At 73.7% G+C, this 13902-nt stretch carries 12 protein-coding genes; 7 read left to right on the top strand and 5 right to left on the bottom strand.

Annotation, left to right across the window (positions count from 1 at the left end; all coding sequences use genetic code 11):
• Window positions 1-59: 59 nt before the first annotated feature.
• Window positions 60-893 carry an alpha/beta fold hydrolase gene (locus tag AC29IT_RS24985; protein ID WP_488220308.1) on the top strand — a complete coding sequence of 278 codons (834 nt, stop codon included), beginning with the start codon at window positions 60-62 and terminating at the stop codon, window positions 891-893.
• Between the two features lie 19 nt (window positions 894-912).
• On the opposite strand, the gene AC29IT_RS24980 is transcribed toward AC29IT_RS24985, so the two are convergent.
• On the bottom strand, window positions 913-1932 hold the full coding sequence (locus AC29IT_RS24980; RefSeq protein ID WP_488220307.1) for a helix-turn-helix domain-containing protein: 1020 nt from the start codon (window positions 1930-1932) through the stop codon (window positions 913-915).
• 106 nt (window positions 1933-2038) lie between these two features.
• Here AC29IT_RS24980 and AC29IT_RS24975 point away from each other — a divergent pair, with 106 nt between their 5' ends.
• Window positions 2039-3334: a GNAT family N-acetyltransferase gene (locus AC29IT_RS24975; protein WP_488220306.1), complete on the top strand. Its 1296-nt coding sequence runs from the start codon at window positions 2039-2041 to the stop codon at window positions 3332-3334.
• 219 nt (window positions 3335-3553) lie between these two features.
• Here the strand turns inward: AC29IT_RS24975 and AC29IT_RS24970 are convergent, their stop codons facing one another.
• Entirely contained in the window at window positions 3554-4660 is a 1107-nt protein-coding gene (locus AC29IT_RS24970; protein ID WP_488220305.1) for a polyprenyl synthetase family protein, read from the bottom strand.
• Window positions 4661-4821: 161 nt separating this feature from the next.
• On the bottom strand, window positions 4822-5529 hold the full coding sequence (locus tag AC29IT_RS24965; RefSeq protein WP_488220304.1) for a TetR/AcrR family transcriptional regulator: 708 nt from the start codon (window positions 5527-5529) through the stop codon (window positions 4822-4824).
• 77 nt (window positions 5530-5606) lie between these two features.
• Between AC29IT_RS24965 and AC29IT_RS24960 the strand changes: the two genes are divergently transcribed.
• Complete coding sequence (locus AC29IT_RS24960; RefSeq protein ID WP_488220303.1) at window positions 5607-7088, top strand: FAD-dependent monooxygenase; 1482 nt, start codon at window positions 5607-5609, stop codon at window positions 7086-7088.
• On the opposite strand, the gene AC29IT_RS24955 is transcribed toward AC29IT_RS24960, so the two are convergent.
• Window positions 7085-8521: a NupC/NupG family nucleoside CNT transporter gene (locus tag AC29IT_RS24955; protein ID WP_488220302.1), complete on the bottom strand. Its 1437-nt coding sequence runs from the start codon at window positions 8519-8521 to the stop codon at window positions 7085-7087. The genes AC29IT_RS24960 and AC29IT_RS24955 overlap by 4 nt on opposite strands.
• 210 nt (window positions 8522-8731) lie before the next feature.
• Here AC29IT_RS24955 and AC29IT_RS24950 point away from each other — a divergent pair, with 210 nt between their 5' ends.
• Together AC29IT_RS24950 and AC29IT_RS24945 are read left to right on the top strand one after the other, a co-directional pair.
• Window positions 8732-9559 (top strand): hypothetical protein, encoded by an 828-nt coding sequence (locus AC29IT_RS24950; protein WP_488220301.1) that lies wholly within the window; start codon window positions 8732-8734, stop codon window positions 9557-9559.
• Complete coding sequence (locus AC29IT_RS24945; RefSeq protein ID WP_488220300.1) at window positions 9556-11079, top strand: hypothetical protein; 1524 nt, start codon at window positions 9556-9558, stop codon at window positions 11077-11079. The genes AC29IT_RS24950 and AC29IT_RS24945 overlap by 4 nt, the downstream gene beginning before the upstream one ends.
• A 3-nt stretch (window positions 11080-11082) precedes the next feature.
• Here AC29IT_RS24945 and AC29IT_RS24940 read toward each other — a convergent pair whose 3' ends face one another.
• Window positions 11083-11394: a hypothetical protein gene (locus AC29IT_RS24940; protein ID WP_488220299.1), complete on the bottom strand. Its 312-nt coding sequence runs from the start codon at window positions 11392-11394 to the stop codon at window positions 11083-11085.
• 209 nt (window positions 11395-11603) lie between these two features.
• Here AC29IT_RS24940 and AC29IT_RS24935 point away from each other — a divergent pair, with 209 nt between their 5' ends.
• Window positions 11604-12761, top strand: coding sequence for a helix-turn-helix domain-containing protein (locus AC29IT_RS24935; protein ID WP_488220332.1), 1158 nt, complete (start codon window positions 11604-11606; stop codon window positions 12759-12761).
• 98 nt (window positions 12762-12859) lie between these two features.
• On the top strand, window positions 12860-13585 hold the full coding sequence (locus AC29IT_RS24930; protein ID WP_488220298.1) for an SDR family oxidoreductase: 726 nt from the start codon (window positions 12860-12862) through the stop codon (window positions 13583-13585).
• Window positions 13586-13902: the final 317 nt, after the last annotated feature.

The raw sequence follows: 13902 nt of genomic DNA, 5'->3' as shown, positions 1-13902 counted from the left end.
CTGGCATACTTCTCCGGATCGAAGCTGAGTCGATCAAGACGAATCGAGAGGGAGCCTTCGTGCAGGAGTGGGAACTCGGTCGAGTCCACCGCAGCAGCGCCGGTGACGTCCGCTGGGACGTGCTGGGCGAGGAGGGGAAGGAACCGGTCGTGCTGTTGCACGGCACGCCCTTCTCCTCCTTCGTCTGGCGGGGTGTCGCCAGAGCGCTCGCCCCGCACTTCCGGGTGCACGTCTGGGACATGCCCGGCTACGGGACGTCGGAAAAGCGCGACGGGCAGGACGTGTCGCTCGCCGCGCAGGGCCGGGTCTTCGCGGAACTGCTGGAGCACTGGGGATTGCAGCGGCCCGCGGTGGTCGCGCACGACTTCGGCGGTGCCGTCGCGCTGCGCGCGCACCTGTTGCACGGCGCCGAGTACGAGCGGCTCGCCGTCGTCGACCCGGTCGCGCTGGCCCCGTGGGGATCGCCGTTCTTCCGGCTGGTCGGGGAGAACGTGCAGGTCTTCGAACAACTGCCGCCCGCGATGCACCGGGCGCTGGTGCGCGAGTACATCCGCTCCGCCAGCCACCGCGGGCTGGACGACCCGCTGGTGGACGCGCTGGCCGAACCGTGGCTCGGCGAGCTCGGGCAGCCCGCGTTCTACCGGCAGATCGCGCAGGCCGACCAGTGCTTCACCGACGAGGTGCAGGGCTCCTACGACCGGCTGCGGATGCCGACGCTGGTGTGCTGGGGCGCCGAGGACACCTGGATCCCGGTGGACAAGGCGCACGAGCTCGCCGGCCTGGTCCCCGGCTCCGAGCTGCGGCTGATCCCCGGCGCCGGGCACCTCGTGCAGGAGGACGCCCCGGCGGAACTCGCCGCGGCGCTGTTCGCCTTCCTGCAGCGGAAGGACTGATCGCGGGCGCGCCCCGGGCCTACCCGGCCTGGGGCGCGAGCGCGCGGGCCGGCGCCGGGGCGGGCGCGGTGTGGAACAGCCTGCGGTAGGCCGTCGGCGAGGTCCGCATGATGCGGCTGAAGTGGTACCGGTAGGTCACGACCGATTCGAAGCCGACCGCCTCGGCGACCTCGTCCACCGGGTCCTTCGTCTTCTCCAGCAGCGCCAGGCTCGCCCCGATGCGCTGCGCCGCGAGCCAGCGCATCGGCGAACTCCCGGTGGCGTGGGCGAAGTGGCGCAGGTAGCTGCGCTCGGACATGTGCGCGGCCCCGGCCATCAGCTCCACGGTGAGCGGTTCGGTGAGGTGCGCCAGCGCCCACTCCATGCTGCGCGCCACCCCGTCGTCGGCCGGTGATCCGGCGACCGGCGTCTCCACGTACTGGGCCTGCCCGCCCTCGCGGTGCGGCGGGATCACCAGCCGGCGCGCCACCGTGTTCGCCAGCGCCGGGCCGAGGTCCTTGCGCACCAGGTGCAGGCACAGGTCCAGGCTGGCCGCGCTGCCCGCGCCGGTCAGCACGTCGCCCTCGTCGACGTACAGCGGCGCCGGATCGACCTCGACGCTCGGGTACCGGGTGCGCAGCAGGTCCGCGTAGCGCCAGTGCGTGGTGGCCCGGCGCCCGTCGAGCACCCCGGCGGCGGCGAGGGCGAACGCGCCGGTGCACGTCGACACCAGCCGCGCGCCGCGGTCCCCGGCCGCGCGCAGCGCCGCGACGAGTTCCGCGGACGGCGCCTCGTGCGGGTCGGCCCGGCTGGTGACGATCACCGTGTCGGCGGCCGCGAGTTCGGCGAGCCCGTGCGGGGTGCTCATCACCGCCCCGCCCGCCAGCGGCACCGCGCCCGAGTCCTCCGCGCACACCGCCAGCTCGTAGTGGCTGGGGATCAGGTCGAGCAGGTAGTGCCCGAACACCGCCGAGATCACGCCCAGTTCGAAGGGCGCGGTGCCGGTGGTCGGCAGCACGGCCACCCGGTGCTTGCCCGCGGATCCGGTCGCAGTCGTCATGGCGTGATCTTATCCGCGTGACGGGTTCCCGCCAGGACCGTTCGGCTTAACGGCACCGTCATCCCGCCGCGGGCCGGGGGAAACATCCCGCGGGCAAGGTCGGGGCATGACCGAGCACCGCGGAATCCCGGCAGCGGCCCCCGTCCGAGGTGGCTGGACGCGCGAAGTCGTCGAACTCGCCCTGCTGTGCGCGGCGGCGGGCTTCGCCCACCTGCTCGCCACCGGAAGGCCGACCGCCCCGTCGGTGCTGCTCATCGCGGCGGGCGCGCTGCTCGCGGCCGGTGCCGCGGTGCGGTTCTCCTGGACGCGGCGCCCGGTGCCCCCGCCGGAGTTCGCGCCGGAACAGGTCCTCGGTGAACCCGCCGCACCGCGCGCGCTGTGGCGGCTGCGCGCCTCGGTGACCGACGACCCGGGCAGCCTCGCCGGGCTCGCGTCCGGGCTCGCCGGTCTCGGCGGCGACATCCGCACCGTGCACGTCCACCCGGTCGCCGACGGCGCGGTCGACGAGGTCCTGGTGCACGTGCCCACGTCCGCGGGCGAAGCGGACCTGGTGCGGGCCGTGGCCGACGCGGGCGGCCGCGACGTCACCGCGCGCCCCGCCGACGTGCGGGAGCTCGACGACGTGCCCACCCGGACGCTGCACCTCGCCGCCGACCTGGTGCGCGGGCGCGGCGACCTGGTGCGGGCGCTGCGCGGCACCCTCGGCCCGGTCGAAGTCCGCTGGCAGGAGCACTCGGCCGAACCCGACGGCGTCGACGGCCGGTGGCTGCGGCTGACCGTGCCCGGCGGCGGTGCGCTGGTGCTGGACCGGGCCGGTGCGGAGTTCACCCCGGCCGAGTTCGCGCGGGCGCGGGCGATGGTCGACCTGGCGGCGACCTGCCGGGAACGGCTGCGACCCGAAGTGCGGGAACTCGTCACCACCTGCGGAGAAGCGCTGGTCCTGCGCACCGCGGACCGCGCCGACCTGGATCTCGTCGCCGCGTTCCACGCCCGCTGCTCGGCCGCCACCCGCTACCGCCGCTACGCCAGCCCCGGCCCGGCCGGTGGCGACCGCGGACTGCTGCGGCTGCTCACCCCGGAACTGGGGCGGTCGCTGCTGGTGCTGGATGCCGACGGGCAGGTGGTGGCGATGGGGAACCTGATGCGCGACGGCACGGCCGCGGAACTGGCGCTGCTGGTGCGCGACGACCGGCAGCGCAGCGGCATCGGCACCCGGCTCGCCGCGGAACTCGTCGCGCAGGCCGACGCGGACGGGATGACCGCGGTGTGGGCGCACACCCGCGTGGACGACACGGCGATCGCCCGCACGCTGCGGGCGGCGGGGCTCAAGCTGGTAGGAGTCCCAGAACCAGGCGAGTGGAGCTGGTCCCGTACTTGCCGTGCTCTCGAACCGTCGCGGTGAAGTCTCCGCTGCTCCTGTTGCGCAGTACTCCGGTGGCGGAACCTCAGCGGTTCCCTCGCTGCGGGATCGATTTCACCGGTGGCTCCGCCACAGGAGAAATCGCTGTCCTCGCGAGGGAACCGCTGAGAACCCGCGGCGGTGCCGGTTGCTTGCTGGGTCGCTGCTCAGCGGCTTCGCCGCTGAGAGGACGAAGGTCGAGAGCCGGGTGCGTTCCGGGGATCAGAACTCGCGGTCGGTCGCGGCGGTGAGGAGGTCGGTGAGGGTTCGGCGGGTGTGCTCGGGGACTCGCATCGTCGCCAGCGCTCCTCGCGCCGCGCCGGCGCGGGTGGTGATGAGTCCTTCGACCTCCGCCAGCGCGCCGCTCTCCACGATGACCGACTGCACCCGCCGCACCTGCTCGTCGTCGAGGTCGCCCGCCGCGAAGGCGCGGTCGATCTCGGCGAGTTCGGCGGCCCCGGCGCGCCGCCGGGCGGTCGCCAGCAGCACCGTCGGCTTGCGGGTGCGCAGGTCGTCGCCGACGGGCTTGCCGGTGACGGCGGCGTCGCCGAACGCGCCGAGCACGTCGTCGCGCAGCTGGAACGCCTCGCCCAGCGGCAGCGCGTAGGCCGTGTAGGAGTCGAGCAGCTCCGCGTCGGCCCCGGCGAGCAGCCCGCCGAGGTGCAGCGGCCGCTCGATGGTGTACTTCGCGGTCTTGTAGTGGATGATCGTGCAGGCCCGCTCCACCGAGTGCGTGGACCCCGCCTGCTCGGCGACGTCGAGGTACTGGCCGAGCACCAGCTCCGCGAACGCCTGCGCCACCATCGGCTGCACCGCGGCCAGCCGCTGCGGCGGCAGCCCGCTGGAACCGAGCAGTTCGTGGAACCACGCCAGGCACAGGTCGCCCAGCAGCAGCGCCACGGAGGTCCCGAACAGCTCCGAGGAACCCCGCATCCGCTGGTGCTGGTGCAGGTCGGCGTGCTGGCGGTGCAGCGACGGGGCGCCGCGGCGGGTGTCGCTCTCGTCGATGATGTCGTCGTGGATCAGCGCGAACGCGTGCAGCAGTTCCAGCGCGGCGGCCGCGGCGATGATCCCCTCGTCGTCGGGTGCACCGCCCGCGCCGCGCCAGCCCCAGAAGCAGAACGCCGGGCGCAGCCGCTTGCCGCCGATGAGGAAGGTGCGCAGGGTGTCGATCGCCGCGGCCCACTGCGCGCGCCCCGTGGCGTCGGCGGTCATGTCGCGGTACCGGTCCTCCTGCATGTCGAGGAACCGGGACAGGGCCGCGTCGACCCGCTCGCGGACCCCGTCGACGTCCACGGGGTGGCTCGGGGCGGGGAACGTGGTGGTCATCTGGACTCCGTGGGACGAGGAGCCGGTCGGTGGCTCGCGGTGCTGGACTGGTCCCCACGCTAGGGAGTGCGGGCGGGTGCGGGCATCGGCCGTTGCGCCCGGGATGATCTCCACCGAACGGCCGGGTTCACCGGGATTTTCCGGGCCGTTCGGCCGAGGGCTCAGATCCCGTGGCGGGCGGCGACGCCGTCGAGCAGCGCGTCGAGGCCGTCCGCGAAGCGCTGCCGCGCGGAGCCGGTGCCGCTGAGCCGGGCCCACGCGGTGCCCGGCTCGGCGTCGCCGACGAGGGCGCGCAGCTGCGGGAGGTCGCCGTGGTCGAGCTGCTCGCGGACGAACCGGGCGGTGTCGGCGCTGAGCTCGCCGTGCTGCGGGTCGTCGGTGCGCAGCACGTTGCCCTGCACGTAGTCGTCGACCGCGCCCAGCAGCGCGATCTTCGCCTCGGCGTCCAGCGGGGTGTGCGCGAGCGCGGCGAACGACTGGTCGAAGTGCCGCAGCGCGTTCGGCCCGAGCCGCGCGCCGCGCAGGCCCTGCATCGACCACGGGTGGCGCAGCAGCACGTCGCGGGTGCGGTGCGCGATGGCGGTGAGCGCGGCCCGCCATTCGGTGGGCAGTGCGTCGGCGGGGAGCAGCCCTTCGGCCATCACGGCGTCGTCCATCAGCGCGATCAGGTCGTCCTTGGTGCGCACGTAGTGGTACAGGGTCATCGTCCCGGCGCCGAGTTCGGCGGCGACCCGGCGCATGGAGACGGCTTCGAAGCCTTCGGCGTCGGCGAGGGCGAGCGCGGCCGCGGCGATCTGCTCGCGGGTGAAGCGCGGTTTGCGGGTTCCCGGGGCGGGGGCGGCCCAGATCGGCTCGTGCTCGGTTGCCATGTGGTACACCGTACCGCTAACGTTGTTCGTGCGGTGTACGAATATGGGGTACGCCGTACCGCTTGAAGGAGGTGGGCATGAGCGCCCAGCACGACACCGACGTCCTCATCGCCGGAGCCGGCCCGACCGGACTGGTCCTGGCCTGCGAACTCGCCCGGCGCGGCATCGCGTTCCGGATCATCGACCAGGCCACCGAGCACTTCGGCGGCTCCCGCGGCGACGGCATCCACCCGCGCACCCAGGAGGTCTTCGCCGACCTCGGCGTGCTCGACGAACTGCACGCCGCAGGCGACGGCGGCATCCCGATGCGCAAGTACGACGGCGACGAACTCGTCTGGGAGGGCTACCCCAGCGAGCCGGTGCCCGCCACGCCCGGGGTGCCGCACCCGAACCCGTGGTTCGTCCCGCAGTTCCGCATCGAGGAGGTCCTGCGCAAGGCGCTCGCCGGACACGGCGGCCAGGTCGAGCTCGGCGTCGGGCTCCGCGCGCTGCACCAGGACGGGCAGCAGGTCGTCGCGCAGCTCGCCGACGGCACCGCGCTGCGCGCCCGCTACCTCGTCGGCGCCGACGGCGGGCGCAGCACCGTGCGCCGCGCGCTCGGCATCGCCTTCCTGGGCGAGACCGACGAGACGACCAAGGCGCTCATCGCCGACGTCCGGCTCACCGGGCTCGGCCGGGAACGGGCCCTGGTCTGGACCCGCGACGGCGACATCGCCTCGGTGCAGCCGCTGGCGGGCACCGACCTGTTCACCGTCACCTCCTCCCGCTACGACCTCGACCCCGTGCCGGCGCGGTTGCAGGAATGGCTGCGCGCGGTGACCGGGCTCGATCTGGAGGTGCACGAGGTGCACTGGAACTCGGTGTGGCGGGCCAACGCGCGCCTCGCCGAGCGCTACCGGGACGGGCGGGTGCTGCTCGCGGGCGACGCGGCGCACGTCTGCCCGCCCACCGGCGGCCAGGGCATGAACACCGGGGTGCAGGACGCGCACAACCTCGGCTGGAAGCTCGCCGCCGTGCTGCGCGGCGCGGACGAGGCGCTGCTCGACAGCTACGAGGCCGAGCGGTACCCGGTGGCGGAAGGAGTGCTGCGGCTCAGCGGACGGCTGCTGGACCTGCTGCGCGAGGACGATCCCGAAGCGCACCGGCGCGGACCCGAGCTCAACCAGCTCGGGCTGCACTACCGCGGCGGGCCGCTGGCGGAAGACCGCCGCACCGACCCCGCGGCGGTGCGCGCCGGGGACCGGGCGCCGGACGCCCCGGTCCTGCTCGACGGGGCGGCGGTGCGGTTGTTCGAGCTGTTCGCCGGACCGCACTGGACGCTGCTGGACTTCGGCGGCACCGTCCCCGACCCCGGCATCCCCGGGCTCGACGTGCACGCCGTGCTGCGGGACCCGCGGCCCGGAGCACTGCACGACGTGCACGGCCACGCCCACGACGGCTACGGCGTCGACCGGTCCGCCCTGCTGCTGGTGCGGCCGGACGGCTACCTCGGCTGGGCCGGGGAGCCCGGAGACCTCGCGGGCCTCCGGGCCTACCTGCTGCCGAAGCTGGGGAGCTAGACGAGCATCCCCGCGATGGCGGCGCTCATCAGGTTCGCCAGCGTGCCGCCCGCGATCGCCCGCATCCCGAACTCGGCGATCAGCGGGCGCCGCGACGGCACCAGCCCGCCGAGCCCGCCCAGCAGGATCGCCAGCGAGGAGAAGTTCGCGAACCCGGTCAGCGCGAAGGTGATGATGATGGCGGTGTGCGGCGAGAACGACGCCGCCTGCGGGCCGAAGTCGGTGAACGCGACGAACTCGTTGAGCACCAGCTTCTGGCCGACGAAACCGCCCGCCGCCACCGCGTCCTGCCACGGCACGCCGATCACCCACATCACCGGTGCGAAGACGTAGCCGATGATCTGCTCGAAGGTGATGTCGCCGAGGCCGACCAGGCCGCCTACGGCGCCGAGGACCAGGTTCAGCAGCGCGATCAGCGAGACGAACGCGAACAGCATGGCGCCGACGTTGAGCGCCAGCTTCAGCCCGTCCGACGCGCCGGTCGCGGCCGCGTCGATCACGTTGCGCGGCTTGGTCTCCAGCGCTTCGTCGTCGTCGACCGCGGTGGCGGTGCCCGCCTTCTCCGGTTCGGCGGTGTCGGTGGCGGTGCGCTCCGGTTCGGCGCCGGTGCCGGTGGTGTCGGCGGTGGCGTCGGCGCTGCTCGTGCCGCCGGTGTCCGCCGCCGGTTCCGCGCCGGTCCCGGCCGCGGGCTTCTTCGCGAACCACGCGAGCACGCCGCGCCGCCCGTCCGCGGACCCGGAGGCGGCCTGCTCGGCCTCGCCGGTGGTCGACTCCGTCTCCGGCACGATGATCTTCGCCATCATCAGTCCCGCGGGCGCGGCCATGAAGCTCGCCGCGATGAGGTGGTCCAGGCTCGCGCCGAGCAGCGCGTACCCCACCATCACCGAACCGGCCACAGTGGACAGCCCACCGACCATGACGGCGAAGAACTCGGACCGCGTCATGCCCGCCAGGTACGGCCGCACCACCAGCGGCGCCTCGGTCTGCCCGAGGAAGATGTTGGCCGTGGCGTTCAGCGACTCCGCGCGCGTGGTGCCGAGCACCTTGCGCAGCCCGCCGCCGACGATCCGCACCACCCACTGCAGCACGTTCCAGTGGTAGAGCACCGCGGTCAGCGAGGCCACGAACACGATGATCGGCAACACCTGGAAGGCGACCACCGTCGCCCCGTTCGTCGGCATCACCGGCCCGAGCAGGAAGTCGATGCCCTCCTTCGACGAGTCGATCACCCGCTGCACCCCGGAGGACACCGCGCTCAACGCCGCCTTGCCCGCGTCCCAGCGCAGCACCACGAACGCGAACACCAGTTGCAGCACCAGCGCGCCCAGCACCGTGCGCGGCCGGATCGCCCGTCGATCGGTGGACAGCGCGAACGCGATCAGCAGCAGCACGACCATCCCGGCCGCGCCCCAGAGCACCTGCACGTGACCCACCCTCTCCTCGATGCGAACTCGCGGAATGCTCGCATCCCGGCGGCCCGCGCGTGCGGTCGGCCTCACCTCGGGAAAGCCGGTGAAACGGCCCGCCGCGGCCCGCTCGCGGCCGGTTTCGGCCGAACGGCGGGCCGGATTCCGCCGAAACGCGGCATCGCCGCGAGCAGGCCTCGCTAATCTGGATGATCCGAGGTCACGCGCGGGGGTCGCATGGGCACGCGGAGCAGCAAGGTCGCCGGTCACGGCCGGGCACGCCGGAACGCGCAGCTGCGGCAGCCGCCGCGCGGCAGGTGGCGATCGGCCGCGGTCGCGATCGGGCTGGCGCTGGCGACGGCCGCCGCCGGGCTGGTGGTGCCGAAGGCGTGGACCGCGATATCGGACCGGCTGCACCCGCCGGTCGTCGTGTCCGTCGCGAGCCAGGAGCTCTCCGACGACCACAGCTACGTCCTGCCCTACGTGCCCGGCGCCGCGGAGGCCGCCGCCATCGCCGAGCCCGCGAACCTGTTCGGCGGCGACTCGCCCACCCTGCGGCGCGCCACCAAGGCGGGCACCTCCACGACGCGGATCGTCGTGCAGGGCAAGAGCTCGCACACCGTGGTGATCACCGACATGCGGGCTCGGGTGCTGCGCCGCGAACCGGCGCCCACCGGGACCTACTTCTTCGCCCCCGCGCAGGGGGACCTGAGCACGATCGTCGTCGGCGTGGACCTCGACGAGGTGAACCCGGTGGCGCGCAGCCTCGTCGCCGGGCGCCGCACCGACCCGTACTTCCGGGACAACGCGGTGACGCTCGCCGCGGGGGAACCCGCCGTGTTCCTGGTCGAGTCGCACGCGGCCGAACCCACCTCCTACGAGTGGGCGCTGGAGATCGACCTGGTCGTCGACGGGAAGGCGGAGACGCGGACCGTGCAGCGCGCCGACGGCCCGTTCCGGCTCAGCGGTCTCGGCGGCCACTACTCGGCGGTCTACGAGTGGGCGGGAGATCGGTGGAACCATCCGGATCCGGTCGCCTACTGCGGTGCGGGGAAGTGCGGATGAGGCCCGGTCGTGTCGCGTTCGCCCTGCTGCTGCCGGTGCTGTTCCTCGGCGGCATCGCGCTCGGCGGCTCGGGCGACGAGCCGCCGCCGGTGGCGGGAGCGGGCGCGGACCTGAACTCGGAGGCCGGGATGCTGGGCCTGCTGCCGAAGCCCGGTTCGGGATCGGTGCTCGCCGTGCGCCCGCACGCGCCTGCGGACGGCGTCGACGAGGGCCCGTGGCCGTTGCCTGCCGAGCTCTGCCTGCCCGGCGGGCTCGGCACGCCACCCACCCGCAGTTCTCCGGCCGCCGCGGACCTGGAGCTGCGCGGGGCGGGGCCGGTGCGGGTCCGCTTCGTCCGGTTGGCCGAAGCGGGGATCGCCGACACCGCGGCCGCGCTGCGCGGTGCCGCCGAGACCTGCGAGCAGCAGGTGTTCGGCGCCGACGTCGTGGGCGACCGGTACTACCGGATGCGCGGCCCGGTGTTCGGCGACGCCACCGCGATCTACCGGCGGCTGGGGCGGGTGCGGCTGGACGGCGAACCCGCCGTCATCGCCCGCAGCGGCACCACGCTGCACGCGGTGCAGGGGGAGTGGCTCGTCGCCGTGCACGCGGACTCCGGTCCGGACGAGGAGCTGTTCGCGGCCGCGCGCGAAGTCCTCGGTTCGTTCGACGCGACCGCGCGCACCACGTTCCTCGTCCCGCGTCCGGCACCGGAGGGCTCGGTGGGCTGCGCCGGTGCGGCGGCCCGCGTCGAGGGCCTCCCGGACCCCGGCGCGGCGCAGCCCGCGGAGTTCGTCGAAGCGCTGCACGACGTCGCGTGCGCCCGCGAGGTGCTCGACGTCCGCGACCTCACGTCCGACCCGTTCCTCGCGGACGGCGGGGTGGTGCCGGTGGACCGGGAACCGGTGCCCCCGGACGCGCTCGGCGACCTCGCCCGCGCCCTGGAAGGAAGAGCGACCACTGTGGACGGTCTGATCCGCTACCGCGCGGGGGAGTCCGCGGCGCTGTTCGACTTCCCCCGCGGCGCAGCGGCACCGCGGTTCACCGGATTCGTCCGGGACTGCGCGCACGCCGTGCCCGCGGCGCTCCCGGTGTGCGCGCCCGGCCCGCCGCGCGGGCTGGGCGACGTCGATTGGCCCGCGCTGATCGGGAAGTCGTGGTGCCCGGACGAGCTGCCGGTGGAACCGTCCGTCGCGTACCGGGGTGACCTCACCGGTGACGGGCTGGACGATGCGGTGGTCCTGGTGAGCTGCACGGCGCCGACGTCCGGGATGCCGGACGAGGTCCGCGTCTACGCCGGGACGGCCGCGGAGAATTCCCCACGGCTGCTGGGGATTCCGCTCGGGCCGCGGGACGGGACGGACGAGCGCGGGTTGTTCGTCGACTCCGTCGACCTGCTGGACGGGGTGCTCGTGGTGACGTCGTTCGGCTACGGACCGGGAGACCCCAACGCCGATCCCGGATTCGTCGTCACCGACCGCTTCCGCTGGAACGGCGGCACCTTCGACCGAGGAGCGCGGGATGTCGAACCCGCGCGGTGACCCTCAGCCTTCGATGCCGCGCTGCTCGTCCGCTTCGCGGGAACGCCGGGCGGCGATGCGGATGCAGCGCATGCACGGCATCCCGGTGGATTCCTCGACCAGGGACGGATCGAGCGGGATGCCGCACAACGTGATCAGGACGTCGCGCGGCGTCCAGGTCGCGGCGTGCACGACGCGGGCTCGTTCGCCGACGATTCCCGCGCGGTAGCGGACGTTGAGCACCGCGGGCTCCTCGGGCGGTGACGGGTCGGCACCGATCACCTCGGGCAGCGGCGCCGTGCCGGGTTCGGAGTGGCAATCGTGAAAAGCAGGCATGGTTCTCACCTGACTGGCTAGCGGTGGGTGAGCGCTTGTCCTGTCAAGTTACGACTGCGCAGCAAGGCGGAGTGACAGCTATGTGACAGTGCGGCAATAAGCTGCCCACTCCAACGTGGGTCACCTAGTCTGGTGGTTCTTTGGCCCTACGTGGAAGGAGCCCCGTGCCACGGCCTGAACAGGGATCGGCCCTCGGCGAACGCGTTGCGATGGCTCGAAAAGTCGCGGGACTCAACCAGCAGGCCCTGGCGCAGCGTGCCAATTACAGCATCAGCATGCTCCGAGCGGTCGAACAGGGCCGAGAGCCCGGCTCGCCCGCGTTCGTCGCCGCCGTCGCCCGCGCGCTCGGCATCGAAGCCGAAGAGCTCTACGGGCAGCCGTACCGCGCGACCCTCGACGACGACGGCGGAATCCCGCCCGGGCTCACCGAACTCCGCACCCTGTTCGCCGAAGGGCGCTACGCCGGCGCGCTCGAACCCGGCTCCACCGAGGAGATCGAAGTCGACCTCGCCAAGGTGCGCGACCTCCGGCACTCCGACCGCGCCCGGCAGGCCATCGAACTGACGCCGACGTTGCTGCGCCGGATGGCGGGCGCGATCCGCCAGGCGAGCACCGATTCCGCGCGCGAACGGGGGTACCGGTACCTCGCCCAGGCCTACGGCAACACCGCGCAACTGGTCTACCGCTTCGGCTGGATACCGCTCGCCACCCAGGCCGTCGACCGGATGGAGAGCGCCGCCGAACGCAGCGACGACCCGCTGCTCGCCGCGCACGCCGTGCAGCACCGCGCGCTCATCCTGATGTCCTGCGCGTCCTACGACACCGGAACCCGGTTGGTGGAGCACTCGCTGGACCTGTTGGAGTCCAGACCGGACAGCGAAGAGGTGCTGGCGCTGCGCGGATCGGCGCACCTGCGCGGCGCGATGATCGACGCCCGCGCCTGCGAACTCGACCGGGCCCGCGAGCACATCGCCGAGGCCAGGGCGATCGGCGCCCGCCTCGGCCGCTCCTCCGCCGCCTACGACACGAACTTCGGGCCCGGCAACGTGGACATCCACGACGTCGCGGTCTCCCTCGAAGGCGGTGACCCCGGCCGCGCCGCCCGCGACGGCTCCGAACTGCGGCTGCCCGACGACATGCGGGCCAACCGGATCGGCCACCACTGGCAGGACGTCGCCCGCGCCTGGGTGCTGGCGGGCGACCACGCCAACGCGCTGCGCGCCCTGAACAACGCGCGCCGCGTCGCGCCGCAGCAGACCCGCTACCACCCGCAGGTGCGCGAGACCGCGCGCGCCATCGCGATGGCCGAGCGCCGCAAGTCCGACAGCATCGCCCATTTCACCAACTGGCTCGGCCTCAAGGTCTGACCGCGCGATTCCTAGGTGCGCCACGGCCTGGGTCGGCGGGGCCGCACCGCGCAGAGTCGTCCTCGACGGCCCGCAGGGGGCCGGCCAGGGGAGGACCAGTGGCGAAGACCATCTTGATCACCGGCGCGAGCAGCGGCATCGGCGAAGCCAGTGCCCGCGTGCTCGCGCAGCGCGGACACCGGGTGTTCCTCGGCGCCCGCCGCACCGAACGGCTGGAAGCGCTCACCGCCGAGATCACCGCGGCCGGCGGCACCGCCGCGCACCGCAGGCTCGACGTCACCGACGCCGCCGACGTGCACGCCTTCACCGCCGCCGCCCGCGCCGAGTACGGCAGCGTCGACGTCGTCGTCAACAACGCGGGCGTGATGCCGCTGTCCCCGATCGACGCGCTCAAGGTCGACGAGTGGGACCGGATGATCGACGTGAACGTGCGCGGCGTGCTGCACGGCATCGCCGCCGCGCTGCCGATCATGCGCGAGCAGGGCGGCGGGCAGTTCGTGAACGTGGCCTCCGTCGGCGGCCTCGTGGTCAGCCCCACCGCGGCCGTGTACTGCGCGACCAAGTTCGCGGTGCGCGCGATCTCCGAAGGGCTGCGCCAGGAATCCGACGGCAGCATCCGGGTCAGCGTCGTCTCGCCCGGCGTCGCCGAATCCGAACTCGCCGAGACCATCACGGACGAATCCGCGCGGGAGGCGATGCGCGACTACCGGTCCGTCAGCATCCCCGCGTCCGCGGTCGGCGAATCCATCGCGTTCGCCATCGAGCAGCCGGCGTCCGTGGACGTCTCCGAGATCGTGGTGCGGCCGGCGGCGAGCCCCCTCTGATCGGCCGGGGCGGGCGGGGGCGGTCAGCCGGCACTGCTCGCTGCTGCTACCACCTGCCGCTGCTCTGCTCGCCACTGCACGGCTTGCCGCTGCCCTGCCTGCCGCGCTCCGGGCTTTGCGAGGCCAGTGTTCCGGGCTCCGCTCCGGGCGCCGTGTCCGGGCCGCGCGGCGGGTGCCTTGCTCCGGCTGTGCGGCGATGCCTTGCTCCGGCCGTCCGGTGGGCTCGGTGTTCGGGTCGTGCGGCGGGCTCGGTGTTCCGGCCCGGCGGCGAGCGGTGAGGCCACTTCGGTGCGCGGCGGCCGCACCGGGCACCCTGG

This window comes from Saccharopolyspora sp. MMCC62 (assembly GCF_057736575.1).
This window is presented reverse-complemented; position numbering and strand designations above follow the sequence as displayed.